The following is a 15,564-nucleotide window of genomic DNA, read 5'->3' as shown; positions in this document are numbered from 1 at the left end:
CGGCAGGGACGGGATATGACGGACAAGATCGAAGAGGAGGCCGAGGCCCTGATCGACCCGATTGCGGCCGCGCCCGGATTTTCCGCGACCGAGTCGCGCGTCGCGGTGTTCGGTCACCCGATTCATGCGATGAGCGTCGCCTTCCCCGTGGCCCTGACCTTCTGCACCCTGGGCGCGGACGCCCTGTACTGGTGGACGGGCGACGGCTTCTGGGCCCGGGCCGCGCTTTGGTCCGCAGGCACGGGTTTTCTGTTCGGCATGTTGGCGGGCGTTTCCGGTACGGCCGAACTGCTGATGGTGTCTGGCATCCGGGCGCGGGCTCCGGCCTGGACCCATTTCATCATCGCGGTGACCCTGCTGGCGCTGCTCGGGGCGAACTGGGGGCATCGTCTCTATGGATATGAGACGGCCGTGTTGCCTTACGGCATCCTGCTCTCGGCCCTGTGTGTCGGGGTGGTGGCGGTAACGGGCTGGCATGGCGGCAAACTCGTCTTCGACTATCAACTGGGCGTGTCGAACAGGAGCTGACCACCCCGGGGTTCCGTCAGCCAGTCGGGCAGGACGACCCATGTCAGCGCCGGCTTGGCCAGCACCAGGGTGAGGATCATCAACATCGGCACGAGAACCAGGGCGATCGGAATATAGGGCCGGGGCGGCTTATGCTCTTCAGGCTCTTCGCCGATGCGTGCGACGGTGTGGCCGATCCAGCCATGGGCCATCACCAGCATCGCGACGAACGCCAGCTTGGCGAACAGCCACGGCACATAGACCTCGCGCATGAAGATCAGCCAGGTGCCGGCGATCACGGCGATGACGGCCGCCGGCGTGACGCACATCGTATAGGTCAGGTGCGAGGCGTTCCGGACGACGCGATAGTCTTCAATCGAGATGTTCGGGTCATGGCGGGTCAACATCAACGGCAGGGCCAGCAGCCCTCCGCACCAGATCACCAGGGCGACGATATGGGCCGCCTTGAACAGCGGAACGGCGGGTGCGAGCCAGTCGATCATGCGCGCGTCGCCTTCAGTCGCGACCAGCCCTGGCGCGCGATCCAGATGGTTGCGATCGCGTAGGGGATTCCCGCCGGCGCCCACATGATCAGCCCTCCCAGGGCCTGATCCTCAAGCGGGGTCATGCCCCAGGCCAGGGGCGCGAAGCTGTGCGCCGCATAGAGGGACGTCGGGGCGAAGGTCAGCAGGGCGCCGAGCAGCCCCATCTGGGCGAAGGCGGCGATCACAAACACGAGGCGATCCACGGGCGATCCGTCCCTGACCAGGACCGCCCGCCAGAACAGCACCGCGCTGCCGAGCAGCGAGATCTGCATCACCCAATAGACTGGGATGTTGGCCAGGGCGGCGTCATAGGCTGCGGGAATGTGCCAGATCCAGAGGACGGCGGTCGAGACCACGAAGGGAATCACGATCCCGGCCGGCCGTCGCGCTGGGACCGCCAGGGCCAGAAGCGGCGCGGCGACGGCGATGAGCAGGACGTGGTGCACGACCCGCGCTGAAAACAGGGCCGCCGACAGGGCGCAGAGCGGAGAGACGAAGGCGATCGCCAACACCGCCACGCCGGCCAGCCCGGCCCGGTCGCGCCGCAGGCCCACGCCCAACGCGAACAGCGCGGCGAGAAGAATCGGGTCCAGATTCCAGCTCGTGGCGAGTTCGCCCGGAAGCGGCGCAGGACCGCAGTAAGTGGCGTGCATTCAGGGCGTTTCCCTGCCGATTGATGAGTATCTTGCGTCCGTGGCCCCGGCGTGTCTTCGCGGCCGTCAGATACCTAAGCCGTATCGGACAAGGATGTTCCGACCTGAGTGTTTCGGCGCGATCGGCGTCTCGCCACCCTTCAGGGCTCGGCTATGGTCAAGACCATACCGCGTGGTCGCCCGTGCCTTCCCGACTGAAACGCCGTGAAAGCGCACCCGTTCGATATCGGTCTGTGATCCGCTGCGCCCTTAAGGCGCCACCTGCAAAACTGCAGGGCCAAGTCGTGAAGAGATGGTGCCGGTTGCAGGAATCGAACCCGCGACATCCAGTTTACAAAACTGGCGCTCTACCAACTGAGCTAAACCGGCCCCGGTCTTGAGGACTGGCTGGCCTTATGCGGACGGATTCACGCCTGTGCAAGACGGATCCGCCACGCTCAGGCCAGTTCTGCGGCGATCCTGTCGGCCAGGGGCCTCAAGGCGGCGGCTTCGGCCATGGGCGCGTGGCCATGTCCCTTCATCGGCCGGTCGGCCCAGCGGGGGATGATGTGGAAATGCAGGTGGAAGACGGTCTGGCCGCCGGCGTCGCCGTTGAACTGCATCACGGCGATCCCGTCAGGCTTCAGCGCCTTTTCGACCGCCACGGCCGTGCGTTGCAGGGCGGCGGTCAGCCGGGCCAGGATGTCCGGCTCGACCTCCAGCAGGTTCCGCGCCTGCGACTGTTTGGCGATGATCAGGACATGGCCTTCCGACTGGGGAAACACGTCCATGAAGGCCAGGACGTGGTCGTCCTCCCACACCTTCACCGAGGGGATCTCGCCGCGCAGGATCTTGGCGAAGATGTTGTCGGGGTCGTATTCGCCGTGAAGGCTCATGGCCGGTCTCCGTATCGTGTCGCGGTCTGGATCAGCGCCTTGATTAGCAGCCGGGGCGGGCGAGGGGGAGCCTTTGCCGGCAAGCCGCGTTATGGTGACGCTTCCACATCATTGAGGACAACATGATCCGTTTCATCATCCAGGCCGTCGTCACCATGGCCGGCCTGTGGCTGTCGGCCCAGATCGTGCCGGGCGTCGACTTCACAAATAACGGCTCGCTGATCGCGGCGGCGATCATTCTGGGCCTGGTCAACGCGATCGTGCGGCCGATCATGGTGGTGCTGACCTTCCCGATCACGGTCGTCACCCTGGGTCTGTTCCTGCTGGTCGTGAACGCGGCGATGATCGGCTTGACCGCCCTGTTCCTGAACGGCTTCGCCGTGGACGGCCTGTGGGCGGGAATCGGGGCGGCCATTGTCACCGGCGTGGTCAGCTGGATCGCCGGCGCCTTCATCGGCGGTGACGAAAAGCGCGGCTAAAGTCGGGAAAAGGCGCGACCTTCCGCGTCGAACAGATGGGCCTGGTCGGCGGGGACGTGCAGGGTCAGCGATTCGCCGACCCTGGCCGGAGCCCCGCCCGCCAGCTGGACCGTCAGGGTGTCCTGCGACGCCGGATGTTTCAGATGGGCCATGGTCGTCGCCCCCAGGGGCTCGACGAACAGGACCTCGGCGGTCAGCACGTCGCCCTCGGCCGACAGGCTCAGATGTTCGGGCCGGACGCCCAGGGTCACGGCGTCGCCGGCCTTGGCCGAGGCCGCATTGACCGCCACGCGGATCGTCTCGCCCGCCGTGGTTCGCACTGTCGCTCCAGCGGCTGAGGCTGTGACCACCTCGCCGGTTAGCAGGTTCATGCGCGGGCTGCCGATGAAGCCGGCGACAAACAGATTGGCCGGGCGCTGATACAACTCCATCGGCGCCCCGACCTGTTCGATCCGCCCGCCGTTCAGAACCACGATCCGGTCGGCCAGGGTCATGGCCTCGACCTGGTCGTGGGTCACATAGATCATGGTCGTCTTCAGTTCGGCGTGCAGGCGCGCGAACTCGTAACGCATCCGCACCCGCAGGGCGGCGTCCAGGTTCGACAGGGGCTCGTCGAACAGGAAGACGTCGGGTTCGCGCACGATGGCGCGGCCGATGGCGACGCGCTGGCGCTGGCCGCCGGACATGGCCTTGGGTTTGCGGTCCAGATAGTCTGTGATGCTCAGGGCTTCGGCGGCGGCGCGCACGCGGCGATCGATCTCGGCTCTGTCCGTCTTGGCCAGTTTCAGCCCGAAGGCCATGTTTTCATAGGCCGTCATGTGCGGATACAGGGCGTAGGACTGAAACACCATGGCGATGCCCCGGTCGGACGGCGACAGGTCGTTGACCGCCCGGTCGCCGATGGAGACCTGGCCCGTCGTCGCCTCTTCCAGCCCGGCGATGGTGCGCAACAGGGTCGACTTGCCGCAGCCGGACGGGCCTACGAAGACCACGAATTCGCCGTCGGCGATCTCCAGATCGACGCCCTTCAACACCTCGACGGCGCCGAACGCCTTCTTCACGTCGACCAGACGGACGTTCGCCATGCTTCTTCCCTGAACCGCTTCCATTTTTCTCTACCGTAACCGGTTACATCGCCGGATCAATGGCTCGCGATATTCCAGAGCGTATGCAGAACAGCTAATTTGCAAATCTGCAAAATTGGTCTTTCGCAAAATACACGCCCTCGCTAGAAGCCGCCGTCACGGTTTTTGGGGAGCATCGACATGGCGCGGCGTACAATCCTGATGGCGACCGCTTCGGTCGCCTGGCTGGCGGGCGTCTGTTCGGTTCAGGCGCAGGAGGCGCCGTCACGTGTGGACGACATCGTGGTCACCGGATCGCGTATCGCCGGCGGCGACCGGATCGCGCCGGTCGAGACGGTGGAGCGGAACGTCATTGCGGCCGCCGGCGTCGCCGACGCTTCACAACTGGTCCGCCTGGTCACCGCCAACTCGGGCTCCGAGGCCCAGGTGGATCAGCTGAATCAGCCGCAGAGCTCGGGCACGGCCCAGTTCAATCTGCGCAATCTCGGCCTGGGTTCGACCCTGGTCCTGGTCGACGGCCAGCGCTGGACGACCAGCGCCGTGGTGGCGACCGACGGCTCGGCCTTCGTCGACATCAATTCGCTCGTTCCCATGATCGCCCTGCAGCGGGTCGAGGTGGCCAGGGACGGCGCCTCGGCCGTCTATGGCTCGGACGCCGTGGCTGGTGTGGTCAACTTCATCACCCGTCACAATGTGGTGGAGCCCGAGATCAGCGCCAAATACGCCGTGGCCGACGGATCGGAAGAGAGCGTGATCCAGGCCATCGGCGGGTTTGCGCTGCTGGGCGGCGACCTGACCCTGGCGGCCTCGCATTTCCACCGGTCGGCGCTCAGCACCGACGAGCGCGACTTCACCCAGGCGGACCGTTACGGCCGCGCGTCCTGGACCGCCGTGACCAGTTACGGCCAGCCGGGCTCCTATTACCGGCCCAGCACAGGGGCCTATGCGCCGGACCCGGCCTGCGACAATCCCGCCTTCGACGCCGCCTATCGCAACAGCGCCGGCGACGCCTTCTGCCGCCTCGACTATTCCGATTTCTTCGACCTGACGCCGGAGGAGACGCGCACCCAGGCCTTCGCCGACTATCGCCGTCCGGTCGGGGACATGAGCCTGTCGCTTCAGGCGGCCTGGTCGACCTCCGAAACCCGCGCCCGCCAGACGCCGTCGCTGCCCATCCTGGCCCAGTCCCTGACCGTGCCGGCCTCGCACCCCGATAATCCGTTCGGCGAGGACGTCCTGTTCCGGGGCCGGCTTCTGGGCGCCGAGGCCGGGGCCTCGACCGCCGTGTTCGAGTATGAGACCTGGCGACTGGCCGCCGGTCTGGACGGTGACTTCGCCGGCGGCTGGACCTGGAGCCTGGCCGCGACCGCCAGCCGCCAGCATGTCGCCTATGACAAGCCCGACGTGATCGGCAGCGCGCTGCGGAACGCCCTGAATGGTCTGGGCGGCGCCGGCTGCGATGCGGCGACGGGGTCGCCGGGCGTCGGCGCCTGTCAATATTTCAACCCCTTCGGCAGCGCCTATCTCGGGACCGGCACGGCCAACAGCGCCGAACTGATCGACCGCCTGACCGGCTCAACCGGTCTGCGCGGCGCGTCTAGCCTGACCACGGCTGACGCCTCGACCGGCGGCCAGGCCCTGGCCTGGGCCGGGGGGCGGGTCGATGTGGCCCTGGGCGCCCAGTATCGCCGCAGCGCCTTCCGTCACGACTGGAGCGATCTGGTCAACGCCGGCGAACTGCTGACCGCCGGGTTTTCGCCCGACTTCGAAGGCGACCAGCAAACCCTGGCCGCCTTCGCCGAGGCCCGAATCCATCTGGGCGACCGGATCGAGGCGCAATTGGCCGGGCGTTATGAGTCCTATGACGGCGATCAGGGGCGATTCAGCCCCAAGGCGGCGGTCCGCTGGGACGTGACCGACGCCCTGGCGTTGCGGGCCTCGTGGGGGCAGGGGTTCCGCGCCCCGTCCGTCTACGCCCAGTCGGGCGCCCAAGCCTCTCAGCCGTCGGTGTTCGATCGGGGGGCGTTCGTCTTCGTCAATACCCTGACCTCGGGCGACGCCGACCTGAAACCTGAAAAGTCCGAGAGCCTGACCTTGGGCGCCCTGTGGCGTCCGGTCGAGGGGCTGGAATTGGGCCTGGACGCCTGGCGCTTTGACTACACTGATCAAGTGGTCAAGGAGTCGGTCCAGGCGATCATCGACCAGGCGGCCACGGATACGGCGGCGGGCCTGACCGGCACGGACGCCCAGTCGCGCATCACCCGTTCGGCCGGCGGCGCCCTGACCTTCGTCCAGCTCTATTTCGTCAACGCCTCTTCCATCGAGACGCAGGGGATCGACCTGGCGGCGCGTTACGGTCGCGAACTGTGGGGCGGGCGGGCCTCGGCCTCGGCGATCTGGACCTATGTGGACCGTTACGACATCCGGCTCAGCGACGGCGCGGCCGAAGTGTCTGGCGTGGGTTCGACCAATCTGAACAACATCGGCCGGTCCCTGCCGCGCAATCGCGGCGAATTCGCCCTGTCCTGGAGCGGCGGCGGTCATGCCCTGACCGGCCTGGTCCACTACACAGCCGGTTATCGCAACGACCGCAGCGGGGTCACCGATACGACCATCGCCAGCCAGACCACTGTCGATCTGCTCTACACCCGCACGCTCGGCCTCGATCTGGATCTGGCGCTGGGCGTGGTCAATGTGGCGGACAAGGCGCCCCCCCTGGCCCAGTACGCCTTCGGCTATGACCCGGTCGTCGCCGATCCGCGCGGGCGGGTGTTCACCCTGGGGCTGACCAAACGGTTCTGATCAGGCGCGCGTGTGTCAGGCGGCCAGAGGACGGGCAGGGGGAAGGGCGGCGCTCATCGCCTCGATCAGCGTATGGATGTCCAGCGGCTTGGCGACGAAGCCGTCCAGTCCGGCCTCGCGGCCTTGTTCCCGCACCGACGCGGAGACGTCGCCGGACAACAGGATCAGGGGCGTGCGCCGGCCGGGCGTCTCTTCGGCGCGAATCCTGCGGGCGGCCTCGAAGCCGTCGCAGAGCGGCATGCGCAGATCCAGCAGCACCAGATCATAGGCGCCCTCCCGCCAGGCGGCCACGGCCTGGTCGCCGTTCTCGACCACCGTCAGCTCGACGCCCAGACTGGGCAGGATGGCGGACAGAACCTGGCGATTCACGGCGTTGTCGTCGGCCGCCAGGACGTGCAGGTCGGCCAGGCTTCTTGCGCTCTCGGGCTCGGTCGTGGCCGAACGCCCGCGTTGCAGCGGAAGCTCCAGGGTGAAGCAGGAGCCTTGACCGACCGCGCTGGTCACGGTGATGTCGCCCCCCATCATCCGCGCCAGCGAGCGCGAGATCGCGAGGCCCAGGCCGGTGCCGCCGTGCGTGTGCGCGGTTTCGGCGCTGGCCTGCGTATAGGGTGAGAACAGGCGGTCCAGGGTGGCTTCATCCATGCCCATGCCGCTGTCACGCACGGCGATCCGAAGCCCGCCTGCGCTCGGGACGTCGACGGACAAGGCCACTTCGCCCTGATCGGTGAACTTCACGGCGTTCGAGATCAGATTGGCCAGGATCTGGCCGATCCGCACCTTGTCCCCGATCCAGTCGCCGGCCGCTTCGGGCGCGATGTCGATCCGCAGCGGCGCCCCCTTCTTTCGCGCCGTCTCGCCGAAGGCGGTCTCCATGCGCGCGAGCAGACGCATCAGGTCGAAGTCGGCCTCCAGCAACTCCAGGCGTCCTGCCTCGATCTTTGACGCGTCCAGCAGATCATTGAGCAGGGCCGTCAGGGTTTCTCCCGATTCAAGCGCGACCTCGAGCCGTTCCTTCTGGGTCGGCGCCATCGGCTCGGCCGCCATGGCCTGCAACATGCCCAGCATGCCGTTCAGCGGCGTGCGGATCTCGTGGCTGACCACGGCGAGGGTTCGCGTCTTGGCTTTGGCGAAGGCCACGGCTTCGCGTTCGCGTCGCGTCGAGGCGCGGACGGCCCAAAGACCCAGGCTCGCCCCGAACCCCAGCGCCGCCAGGCCGACACCGCCGACGACGATCCGTGCGGTCGTATAGGCGCGATCACGCGCCTCCTCGCGTTCCTGGGTCGCCAAGGCCTCCTGCGCGCGAAGATCGTCCAGCAATCGGCGCACCTCGTCCATCGCGGCTCGACCTTGATCCGCCAGGGCGGGGTCGGCGATCTGGCTTTGGGGACGGGCCAATTGAGGATTTGCATAGACGGAACGCCAGCGGTCCAGCCCCTCACGCAGGGCGTCCAGTCGGGCGGTCTGCTGCGGATTGTCGCTCGACAGCCGGTAGAGTGTCTCCAGTTCTTCTGCGAACTTCGCCTGGCCTGCAAAATAGGGTTCGAGCGCAGCCGGTTCGCCGCTGCTCTCGCCGTACCCCCTGACGCCGGTTTCCTGGTTCAGGCTGGCCGCCAGAAGATCGGCCGCCGCAGTTTCGACGACCCGAGTGTGCTGAACCGCGCGGTCCGCCGCGTCGATCGTGGACAGATTGTCGAACACCACGAAGATCATGACGGCCATCATCGCCGTCATCGTCGCCATCATGGAGACTGCGGACAATGCCGCCTTGGTCCTCATCAAGGCTAGAACGCGTTTTGAGGCGGCGTGGATCGACATGCGAAAACCGTATCTGGCGGGGCATGACTATTGGGTCTCCGCTCATGAACAGCGGGTTTCCAGGCTTGTCAGGAGGACTATCTACAGGCACAGCGACCGCCCCATGGAAAAGGACCGCCCATGACCGTCGTCCTCTACGGCATTCCCAACTGCGACACCGTCAAGAAGGCCCGCGTCTGGCTGGACCAGCACGGCGTCGACCATGTCTTCCATGACTACAAGAAGGCGGGCGCCGACCCGATCCAGCTGGGCCAGTGGATCGACGAACACGGCTGGGAGACGGTGCTGAACCGCTCCGGCACGACCTTCAGGAAACTGCCCGAGGCCGACCGGGCGGATATCGACCGCGACAAGGCCGTCGCCCTGATGACGGCCCAGCCCTCGATGATCAAGCGGCCGGTCCTGGATCTGGGGGACCGGCGCTTGGTCGGCTTCAAGCCTGAAGCCTACGCCGCCGTCTTCGAATAGGGGCGGGGGCCGTCAGTCTTCGACGTCGGTCGCCGGGCGGTCGTGTCCGTCGGCGCTTTCCGTGACCCAGCGGCCGTCGGCGGTTTCGTATTCTATGGCGGCGTTCTCGTCCGGCACCTTCTGTTCGCGCGCGGCCCGAACCGCGGCGGCCTTGGCGGCCTCGTGGGTGGCGAAGGTCTCGGAATAGGTTCCCCCGGACTGGTAGGCCCATCCGCCGTCGTGCTCGACGATGCGATAGGTGACATGGGCCATGGGAATCTCCTTCAGGGGGTCAGGCCATGACGTTAGCCCGAACCGCGCGCCGCAGGAACATCAGTTGCGCCGCCGCCTTCTCGTCGAGCCCCGATCCTGTCGTTCGACAAATAGTCGACGACGCCGCATCCAATGGCCGGGTCGGCGACGACTACCCCTTGAAAGCGTGAAGCGATGGGCGTTTCGCGGGAGATTGAGACGATGGCTGATCTGATCGGTGAATTCTGGTGGGTGCTGTTCCCGATGTCGGCATTCGGTTTTGTCGGGTGGACCCAATGGCTGAACTATCGTCGTCAGAAGGGGGTGCTGGATGTGATCCGAGCTTACGCGGAAAAGGGGCAGGAGCCGCCGCGAGAGATCATGGACGCCCTGGCCGCAGCCTCGACCGGTGCGCCGTCCGGGCGGCAGAGCGTGAAACAGGGCACGGCCGCCCACTACTGGTCGCTGGTCGGCCTGTTCGGCTTTCTCTGCGCCGGCTTCGTCTGGGCGGGATGGGGCGGACAGATGGACGGAGGGAGCGGCGCCTTCTCGATCGTGGCCCTTGTCATGGGGGCGGTATGCGTCTGGTCGCTGGTCTGTGCGATAGTCTTGCAGATGCGCGGGAAGCCCGACTGATTGAGCGAAGGTCGTGACCGACGCCGACCTAGTACATGCCGCCAGCAGCGGGTCAGACGCCGCCTTTTCACGGATCGTCGAACGCCATCAAGGCGCGGTTCGAAATTTTCTGCGGCGGATGCTGGCCGGCGGCTGGATCGAAGCGGACGACGTGGCGCAGGACGTCTTCATCGTCGCCTGGCGTGAGATCGGGCGACTTGAGGATCCGGCCGGTCTTCGCGCCTGGCTGCTGGGCATCGCCTGGCGCAGAGCGCAGGATGGAACCCGCGCCGCCTTCCGGCGTGCAGTGCGTGACGGGGCCTGGTCTCAGAGTCGGGACGCGTCGTGCGGCGGTTCGGCGGAGGATCGCATCGCCTTGGCCCAGGCGATGGGCAGGTTGCCGCCGCCTGTCAGAGCCTGCGTCGCACTGTGTGTTGCGGATGGTTGGTCGCATGCCGAAGCCGCCCAGGCTTTGGACTTGCCGATCGGCACGGTGAAGTCGCATGTATCGCGGGGGCGCGCCCGTTTGCTCTCGATGCTCGGAGGTGGTGATGACGCCTGAAAAAGACCTCGAAGCCCTGTTCGCCCTGGACGCCGCGCCCCGGAGGGATCCTGCTTTTGAAGCCATGATCGCAAAACGGATCGCTCGCCGTCGCGCTGTCGCCGCCGTGGGGGCTGCGGCGCCGCTTGCCGTGGCTGGAGGGGCCCTGCTCTGGGGACTGCGGCCTGTCTGGTCGGGGCTGGTCGAAGGCGCGGTCATGCCCGAACCGGAGGGGGCGGTGTTGGCCGCCGCGGTCCTGGCGCTAGGTTCGGCATTGGCGGTGGTCAGACAGGTCCTACGCGGCTGAGTCCGGCCACCTTACGAAGATTTCACGTCCGGCCGCGCATCTGTACGCGCATCCCACAGCCTCTTGTGATCAGAAGGCCGCCGCATCAGGCTGCTGCAACGGTTCAAGGGACACTCGTCATGGAAGACTTCATTCCGCTCTTCGCCATCTTCGCCGTCTTCGGCACGATCACGGCCATCGTCTTCGGCCCCACCTTTCTGAAGTATCGCGAAAAGCGCGACATGCAGGAGACTGTGCGTCACGCCGTCGATAAGGGCCAGCAACTGCCGCCGGAACTGATCGACGTCATGACGAAGGATGTGCAGAAAAGGCTGCCGTCGCGCACCAAGGATGTCCGACGCGGCATCATCTGGCTGGCGACCGGCATCGGCATCGCCGCCTTCTCCGTCGTCACGGAATGGAGCGGCGGCTGGAACAACAATATCGACAACGGTCTGCTGGGCATCGCCTGCATCCCCGTCACGATCGGCCTGGCCTTCATCGTGTTGAGCTTCTTCAACAAGGGCGCGGACTGACGGAGGACAGCAAAGGGGGCTGTCATGAGCAAATCTCTGCGGGATCTCCACGACGTCGAACTGGCCGCCCAAGCGGCGGCCGGCGGACGGCGGGAGTATGGCGAACTGGTCCGTCGGCACGGGTCGGCGGTCCGGGGCCTGCTCCGCCGCATGGGCGCGGCGCCGTCCCTGGCCGACGACGTGGCCCAGGACGCCTTCCTGCTGGGGTTCCAGCGCTGCTCGGAGTTCCGGGGGCAGGGGACCTTCGCCGGCTGGATCAAGAAGATCGCCGCCCGCCTGTATCTGAAGCGCGTCGCGCGCGAGGCCCGCTATGTCGCCGAGGTCGAGACTGACCAGGCTGATGTCGTGGTCGATCACGCCGGCTTCATGGACCTGGACGAGGCGATGAAGACGCTCAACGAAACCGAACGGGTCTGCGTCTCCCTGTGCCACGGCGCGGGGATGTCCCACCCCGAAATCGCGGCGGCCATGAATTTGCCGCTCGGCACGGTGAAGTCACATGTCAAACGTGGTCTGGATAAACTCCGCGCCCGGCTTCAGCCGGCGCAGGCATCAGGCGGGAGGTCGACCTATGTCGGCTGATGAATTCGATCCGATGATCGAGCGGCTGTTCGCACAGACGCCTCGACTGGCCGACGAGGCCCTGTTCCTGGCGACCGTCCAGGCCAGCATGGAGAAACGGTCGCGCTGGCGCACCCTGGCCCTGACGGGGGCCGGCCTGGTCGGCGGCGTTCTGGCGGTGCGCGAGGGGGTGAATTTCAACTTCTCCGCGGACGGAGAGACGACTCTGACGCAGGGCGTGCGGACGGCGGCGGCGACGGCTCAGGGCGCGGCCCAATCTGGGCTGGAGGGCTTGGGCGTCGGGTCGTTCGATCTGATGGACGGGTCGGGCATGATGGCCTTCTGGATCGTGGCTGGAGCCCTCGTCGCCGTGCTGGCGGCGGGTCTGGTGAAGCTGTCGCAGGACGTGTGAGGGTGACTTGCGGGATCGCGGGGCTTATCTGACCCGACTTGAAGTCAGGAGGCCCCTCGATGTCCGTTCACACCCAGGAGACGATCAAACGCGTCTCCGTGCCCGATATCGCGGGCCGCAAGGGCGGCGAGCCCATCGTCTGCCTCACCGCCTATGACGCGCCTATGGCGGGTCTGCTGGATCCGCACTGCGACGTGCTGCTGGTGGGCGACAGCCTGGGCATGGCGGTGCATGGCCTTCCGAACACCGTGGGCGTGACGCTGGAGATGATGATCCTGCACGGCCAGGCGGTGGTGCGCGGGTCGCGTCGGGCCCTGGTCGTCGTCGACATGCCCTTCGGCTCGTATGAGGGCGGCAAGGAAGCCGCCTATGACAACTGCGTGCGCGTCATGAAGGAAACCGGCGCCCAGGCGGTCAAGCTGGAGACCAGCGTCGAACTAGCCGAGATCGTCGCCTTCCTGGTCAAGCGCGGCATCCCGGTCATGGGTCATGTCGGGCTGCGGCCCCAGGCGATTCTGGCCGAGGGCGGTTTCAAGGCCAAGGGGCGCACCGATTTCGAGCGGGACCGTGTCATGGCGGAAGCCAGGGCCACGGCCGAGGCCGGCGCCTTCTGTATCGTCATCGAGGGCGTGGCCGAATCGCTGGCGCGCGAGATCACCGAGAGCATCGACGTCCCCACCATCGGCATCGGCGCCTCGGCCGCCTGCGACGGCCAGGTTCTGGTGGTCAATGACATGCTGGGCCTGTTCGACTGGACCCCGAAATTCGTGCGCAAATACGCGGATCTGCGCACCGAGATCGACCGCGCGGCGGCCGCTTTCGCCAATGATGTGAAAACCCGCCGTTTTCCTGCCGAAGTCGAGACCTACTTCTCGAAAAAGCCGGCTTCGCAGTAACGGGCTACGTTGCGGCGGCAAGGGCGAACCTCTAGGGTCCGCGCCGGTTTGCTTTTAGCGATTTTGGGGCGACGTTTCAGTGGTTGATGTCTTCGAGCAGGTCGAGGAGGAGCTTCGCTCCGACCGGTACAAGCGCCTGGCCCGCACATGGCTGCCCGTCGTGGGCGTCATTCTGGTGGTCGCCCTGGTCGCCGCCCTGGGCTGGTGGGGCTGGGACAGCCTGAATTCGAGCAAGGCCGCCAAGGGCGCCGAGGCCTATGATCGCGGCATGGAGGCCCTGCGCGCCGAAAAGCCGGCCGAGGCCCGTCTCGCCTTCGAGGAGACGGTCAAGGAAGGCAATGACGCCTACAAGGTCCTGGCCCTGCAGCAGCAGGCCGGCCTGGCCGTGACCGCCGACAAGATTCCCGACGCCGTCCGGCTGTTCGACCAGGCCGCCAAGACCTCCAGCGATCCGATCCTGTCGGACCCGGCGGCGTTCAAGGCGGCCCTGCTGATCATGGATACCGCGCCCCTGGCCGATATCGAGGCTCGCCTGACGCCCCTGGCCGAAGACAAGCGCCCGCTGCACGCCTTCGCCCAGGAAGCCCTGGCCCTGGCCCGCCTGCAGCACGGCAAGACCAAGGAAGCCCGCGAGGCCTTCGTCCTGCTGCAACTGGGACAGGACGTGCCTGATGATGTTCGTCAGCGCGCCAACATTGCTGTCGCCACGATCGACGCCGGCACGGCGGGGGCGCTCAAGAGCATCGCCGATGCGGCCAAGAACGCGGCTCCTCCCGCCGCCGGCGCCGCCAATGCGCCCACTCCCATCGCCCCGGCCCAACAGTGACGACCCCCTACAGGACGCCCAAGATGAACCGAGTTCTGAAAGTCGCGCTGATCTGCGGCGTCGCCGCCACCATGGCCTCATGCGGCACGGTCAGCCGTAACCTGCCGTTCGGCCTGGGCAAGAAGGACGACGCCAAGGCGACCGCCTCGGCCGGCGAACGCATCTCGGTGCTCGAGTTCGAACAGCAGCTGGCGCCGTCGGCCGCCCTGTCCGGCCGCGACTACTTCCTGCCGGGACCCCAGGCCGCCACGGCCTGGACCCAGCCGGGCGGGACCTCGGAAAATCTGGTTGAACACGTCATCGCGGCCCCCAATTTCCAGATCGCCTGGAAGCGCAGCGTGGGCGAGGGCTCGGCCCGCGTCGGCAATGTCATGGCGCCCATCGTCGCCGCCGACGGCAAGATCTTCGTGCTGGACGGCGAATCGACCGTCTCGGCCGTCTCGGCCGACACCGGCGATATCCTGTGGAAGGTCAACGTCAAGGACGCCGAGCGTGACCGCAGCGGCGGCTTCGGCGGCGGCGTCGCCTTCGCCGGCGGCAAGGTCTTCGTCTCGTCCGGCTATCGCTCGGTGACGGCCCTGGACGCCGCGACCGGCGGCGTGGTCTGGACCCAGCAGGTCGATTCCCCGATCCACGGCGCCCCGACGGTCGTCGGCGCCCACGTCTTCGTCGTCGATGTGGACAGCCAGCTGTTCGCCTTCGACGTCAACACCGGCGCCCAGGACTGGACCTATCGCGGCATCGCCGAGCCGGCGCGCGTCATGCGCGCCTCCAGCCCGGCCGTGACCGGCAACACCGTCATCGCGCCGTTCTCGTCGGGCCAGTTGGTCGCGCTCAGCGCCCTGAACGGCCAGCCGTTGTGGGAACAGACCCTGTCGCGCACCAGCCGCACCAGCGCCCTGTCGGAAGTCCGCGACGTCGCCGGCCGCCCCGTCATCAGCCGGGGCATGGTCTATGGCGTCAGCCATTCGGGCGTTCTTTCGGCCCTGGACCTGCGCTCGGGTCAGCCCAAGTGGCAGCTGCCGGTCACCGGCGTGAACGCCCCCCTGCCGGTCGGCGACGTGGTCTTCATCGTCTCCACCTCGGGCGAGCTGATCACCGCCAATCGCGACACGGGCCAGATCTACTGGACCCGCGAACTGAACGAGGGGCGCAAGCGCAAGGTCGGCGGGTTCCTCAACTTCGGCCGTCGGACCATCTATCCCCAATGGTCGGGTCCGTTGCTGGCTTCCAACCGCCTGGTGATGGTCAACTCCTACGGCGAGGCCGTGGCCTTTGATCCCAAGACGGGCGTCGCCCAGACGACGCTGAAACTGGGCGCCCCCGCCTATATCGCCCCCGCCGCTTACAACGGCGCCCTGTACGTGCTGACCGACAACGGCCAGCTGATCTGCATTCGCTGACTCTTCAGCCCGAATTAAGCTAGAAAGC

At 66.9% G+C, this 15,564-nt stretch carries 20 protein-coding genes and 1 tRNA gene; 14 read left to right on the top strand and 7 right to left on the bottom strand.

The genetic code is table 11. The features are described from left to right. Positions 1-15: 15 nt before the first annotated feature. Positions 16-528 (top strand): DUF2231 domain-containing protein, encoded by a 513-nt coding sequence (locus GGR11_RS04495; protein WP_183195582.1) that lies wholly within the window; start codon positions 16-18, stop codon positions 526-528. Here GGR11_RS04495 and GGR11_RS04490 read toward each other — a convergent pair. The 4 genes from GGR11_RS04490 to GGR11_RS04475 form a co-directional block, all read right to left on the bottom strand. Continuing rightward, a complete protein-coding gene (locus tag GGR11_RS04490) occupies positions 501-1,010 on the bottom strand; it encodes a CopD family protein (protein WP_183195581.1) in 510 nt (169 codons plus the stop codon). The genes GGR11_RS04495 and GGR11_RS04490 overlap by 28 nt on opposite strands. Further along, positions 1,007-1,705: a cytochrome c oxidase assembly protein gene (locus GGR11_RS04485; protein WP_183195580.1), complete on the bottom strand. Its 699-nt coding sequence runs from the start codon at positions 1,703-1,705 to the stop codon at positions 1,007-1,009. The genes GGR11_RS04490 and GGR11_RS04485 overlap by 4 nt, the downstream gene beginning before the upstream one ends. Before the next feature lie 293 nt (positions 1,706-1,998). Continuing rightward, positions 1,999-2,074, bottom strand: a tRNA-Thr gene (locus tag GGR11_RS04480). Between the two features lie 68 nt (positions 2,075-2,142). Further along, positions 2,143-2,580 carry an HIT family protein gene (locus tag GGR11_RS04475; RefSeq protein ID WP_183195579.1) on the bottom strand — a complete coding sequence of 146 codons (438 nt, stop codon included), beginning with the start codon at positions 2,578-2,580 and terminating at the stop codon, positions 2,143-2,145. A 122-nt stretch (positions 2,581-2,702) separates the two neighbouring features. Here GGR11_RS04475 and GGR11_RS04470 point away from each other — a divergent pair, with 122 nt between their 5' ends. Further along, positions 2,703-3,059 carry a phage holin family protein gene (locus GGR11_RS04470; protein ID WP_183195578.1) on the top strand — a complete coding sequence of 119 codons (357 nt, stop codon included), beginning with the start codon at positions 2,703-2,705 and terminating at the stop codon, positions 3,057-3,059. On the opposite strand, the gene GGR11_RS04465 is transcribed toward GGR11_RS04470, so the two are convergent. Next, a complete protein-coding gene (locus GGR11_RS04465; protein WP_183195577.1) occupies positions 3,056-4,144 on the bottom strand; it encodes an ABC transporter ATP-binding protein in 1,089 nt (362 codons plus the stop codon). The two genes, GGR11_RS04470 and GGR11_RS04465, sit on opposite strands and share 4 nt — an antisense overlap. A gap of 180 nt (positions 4,145-4,324) precedes the next feature. On the opposite strand from GGR11_RS04465, the gene GGR11_RS04460 reads away from it, so the two are divergent. Next, a complete protein-coding gene (locus GGR11_RS04460) occupies positions 4,325-6,946 on the top strand; it encodes a TonB-dependent receptor domain-containing protein (protein WP_183195576.1) in 2,622 nt (873 codons plus the stop codon). Between the two features lie 15 nt (positions 6,947-6,961). Here GGR11_RS04460 and GGR11_RS04455 read toward each other — a convergent pair whose 3' ends face one another. After that, a complete protein-coding gene (locus GGR11_RS04455) occupies positions 6,962-8,677 on the bottom strand; it encodes an ATP-binding protein (protein ID WP_183195575.1) in 1,716 nt (571 codons plus the stop codon). Here GGR11_RS04455 and GGR11_RS04450 point away from each other — a divergent pair. Together GGR11_RS04450 and GGR11_RS04445 are read left to right on the top strand one after the other, a co-directional pair. Then, entirely contained in the window at positions 8,655-8,885 is a 231-nt protein-coding gene (locus GGR11_RS04450; RefSeq protein WP_183195574.1) for a hypothetical protein, read from the top strand. The genes GGR11_RS04455 and GGR11_RS04450 overlap by 23 nt on opposite strands. Beyond that, positions 8,882-9,229, top strand: a complete 348-nt coding sequence (locus tag GGR11_RS04445; protein ID WP_183195573.1) for an ArsC family reductase — start codon at positions 8,882-8,884, stop codon at positions 9,227-9,229. Before GGR11_RS04450 ends, GGR11_RS04445 begins: the two co-directional genes overlap by 4 nt. A 12-nt stretch (positions 9,230-9,241) precedes the next feature. Here the strand turns inward: GGR11_RS04445 and GGR11_RS04440 are convergent, their stop codons facing one another. Continuing rightward, entirely contained in the window at positions 9,242-9,481 is a 240-nt protein-coding gene (locus GGR11_RS04440) for a DUF2188 domain-containing protein (RefSeq protein ID WP_183195572.1), read from the bottom strand. Positions 9,482-9,682: 201 nt separating this feature from the next. Between GGR11_RS04440 and GGR11_RS04435 the strand changes: the two genes are divergently transcribed. The 9 genes from GGR11_RS04435 (at position 9,683) to GGR11_RS04395 (ending at position 15,536) form a co-directional block, all read left to right on the top strand. After that, complete coding sequence (locus GGR11_RS04435; RefSeq protein WP_183195571.1) at positions 9,683-10,096, top strand: helix-turn-helix domain-containing protein; 414 nt, start codon at positions 9,683-9,685, stop codon at positions 10,094-10,096. Between the two features lie 13 nt (positions 10,097-10,109). Then, a complete protein-coding gene (locus GGR11_RS04430) occupies positions 10,110-10,637 on the top strand; it encodes a sigma-70 family RNA polymerase sigma factor (protein ID WP_183195570.1) in 528 nt (175 codons plus the stop codon). Further along, complete coding sequence (locus GGR11_RS04425) at positions 10,627-10,923, top strand: hypothetical protein (RefSeq protein ID WP_183195569.1); 297 nt, start codon at positions 10,627-10,629, stop codon at positions 10,921-10,923. Before GGR11_RS04430 ends, GGR11_RS04425 begins: the two co-directional genes overlap by 11 nt. Positions 10,924-11,042: 119 nt before the next feature. Continuing rightward, the gene (locus GGR11_RS04420; protein ID WP_183195568.1) at positions 11,043-11,438 is read left to right on the top strand and encodes a DUF6249 domain-containing protein; all 396 of its coding nucleotides are present in this window, start codon (positions 11,043-11,045) and stop codon (positions 11,436-11,438) included. A gap of 24 nt (positions 11,439-11,462) precedes the next feature. Next, a complete protein-coding gene (locus GGR11_RS04415) occupies positions 11,463-12,020 on the top strand; it encodes an RNA polymerase sigma factor (RefSeq protein ID WP_183195567.1) in 558 nt (185 codons plus the stop codon). Next, on the top strand, positions 12,010-12,411 hold the full coding sequence (locus tag GGR11_RS04410) for a hypothetical protein (protein ID WP_183195566.1): 402 nt from the start codon (positions 12,010-12,012) through the stop codon (positions 12,409-12,411). Before GGR11_RS04415 ends, GGR11_RS04410 begins: the two co-directional genes overlap by 11 nt. Positions 12,412-12,470: 59 nt before the next feature. Then, positions 12,471-13,307, top strand: coding sequence for a 3-methyl-2-oxobutanoate hydroxymethyltransferase (gene panB, locus GGR11_RS04405; protein WP_035307403.1), 837 nt, complete (start codon positions 12,471-12,473; stop codon positions 13,305-13,307). A gap of 79 nt (positions 13,308-13,386) precedes the next feature. Beyond that, positions 13,387-14,133 carry a tetratricopeptide repeat protein gene (locus GGR11_RS04400; protein WP_154726146.1) on the top strand — a complete coding sequence of 249 codons (747 nt, stop codon included), beginning with the start codon at positions 13,387-13,389 and terminating at the stop codon, positions 14,131-14,133. Between the two features lie 23 nt (positions 14,134-14,156). After that, positions 14,157-15,536, top strand: a complete 1,380-nt coding sequence (locus GGR11_RS04395) for a PQQ-binding-like beta-propeller repeat protein (RefSeq protein ID WP_183195565.1) — start codon at positions 14,157-14,159, stop codon at positions 15,534-15,536. Positions 15,537-15,564: the final 28 nt, after the last annotated feature.

Source organism: Brevundimonas mediterranea, from assembly GCF_014196125.1.
Taxonomy (GTDB): domain Bacteria; phylum Pseudomonadota; class Alphaproteobacteria; order Caulobacterales; family Caulobacteraceae; genus Brevundimonas; species Brevundimonas mediterranea.
This window is presented reverse-complemented; position numbering and strand designations above follow the sequence as displayed.

What these genes read in the sequence shown, in the direction of transcription:
- GGR11_RS04470 (WP_183195578.1), top strand. Translation starts at nt 2,703, where the DNA reads ATGATCCGTTTCATCATCCAGGCCGTCGTCACCATGGCCGGCCTGTGG.
- GGR11_RS04395 (WP_183195565.1), top strand. Translation starts at nt 14,157, where the DNA reads ATGAACCGAGTTCTGAAAGTCGCGCTGATCTGCGGCGTCGCCGCCACC.
- GGR11_RS04455 (WP_183195575.1), bottom strand. Translation starts at nt 8,677, where the DNA reads ATGACGGCGATGATGGCCGTCATGATCTTCGTGGTGTTCGACAATCTG.
- GGR11_RS04410 (WP_183195566.1), top strand. Translation starts at nt 12,010, where the DNA reads ATGTCGGCTGATGAATTCGATCCGATGATCGAGCGGCTGTTCGCACAG.
- GGR11_RS04425 (WP_183195569.1), top strand. Translation starts at nt 10,627, where the DNA reads ATGACGCCTGAAAAAGACCTCGAAGCCCTGTTCGCCCTGGACGCCGCG.
- panB (WP_035307403.1), top strand. Translation starts at nt 12,471, where the DNA reads ATGTCCGTTCACACCCAGGAGACGATCAAACGCGTCTCCGTGCCCGAT.
- GGR11_RS04450 (WP_183195574.1), top strand. Translation starts at nt 8,655, where the DNA reads ATGACGGCCATCATCGCCGTCATCGTCGCCATCATGGAGACTGCGGAC.
- GGR11_RS04435 (WP_183195571.1), top strand. Translation starts at nt 9,683, where the DNA reads ATGGCTGATCTGATCGGTGAATTCTGGTGGGTGCTGTTCCCGATGTCG.
- GGR11_RS04415 (WP_183195567.1), top strand. Translation starts at nt 11,463, where the DNA reads ATGAGCAAATCTCTGCGGGATCTCCACGACGTCGAACTGGCCGCCCAA.
- GGR11_RS04440 (WP_183195572.1), bottom strand. Translation starts at nt 9,481, where the DNA reads ATGGCCCATGTCACCTATCGCATCGTCGAGCACGACGGCGGATGGGCC.
- GGR11_RS04465 (WP_183195577.1), bottom strand. Translation starts at nt 4,144, where the DNA reads ATGGCGAACGTCCGTCTGGTCGACGTGAAGAAGGCGTTCGGCGCCGTC.
- GGR11_RS04495 (WP_183195582.1), top strand. Translation starts at nt 16, where the DNA reads ATGACGGACAAGATCGAAGAGGAGGCCGAGGCCCTGATCGACCCGATT.
- GGR11_RS04460 (WP_183195576.1), top strand. Translation starts at nt 4,325, where the DNA reads ATGGCGCGGCGTACAATCCTGATGGCGACCGCTTCGGTCGCCTGGCTG.
- GGR11_RS04485 (WP_183195580.1), bottom strand. Translation starts at nt 1,705, where the DNA reads ATGCACGCCACTTACTGCGGTCCTGCGCCGCTTCCGGGCGAACTCGCC.
- GGR11_RS04490 (WP_183195581.1), bottom strand. Translation starts at nt 1,010, where the DNA reads ATGATCGACTGGCTCGCACCCGCCGTTCCGCTGTTCAAGGCGGCCCAT.
- GGR11_RS04445 (WP_183195573.1), top strand. Translation starts at nt 8,882, where the DNA reads ATGACCGTCGTCCTCTACGGCATTCCCAACTGCGACACCGTCAAGAAG.
- GGR11_RS04475 (WP_183195579.1), bottom strand. Translation starts at nt 2,580, where the DNA reads ATGAGCCTTCACGGCGAATACGACCCCGACAACATCTTCGCCAAGATC.
- GGR11_RS04420 (WP_183195568.1), top strand. Translation starts at nt 11,043, where the DNA reads ATGGAAGACTTCATTCCGCTCTTCGCCATCTTCGCCGTCTTCGGCACG.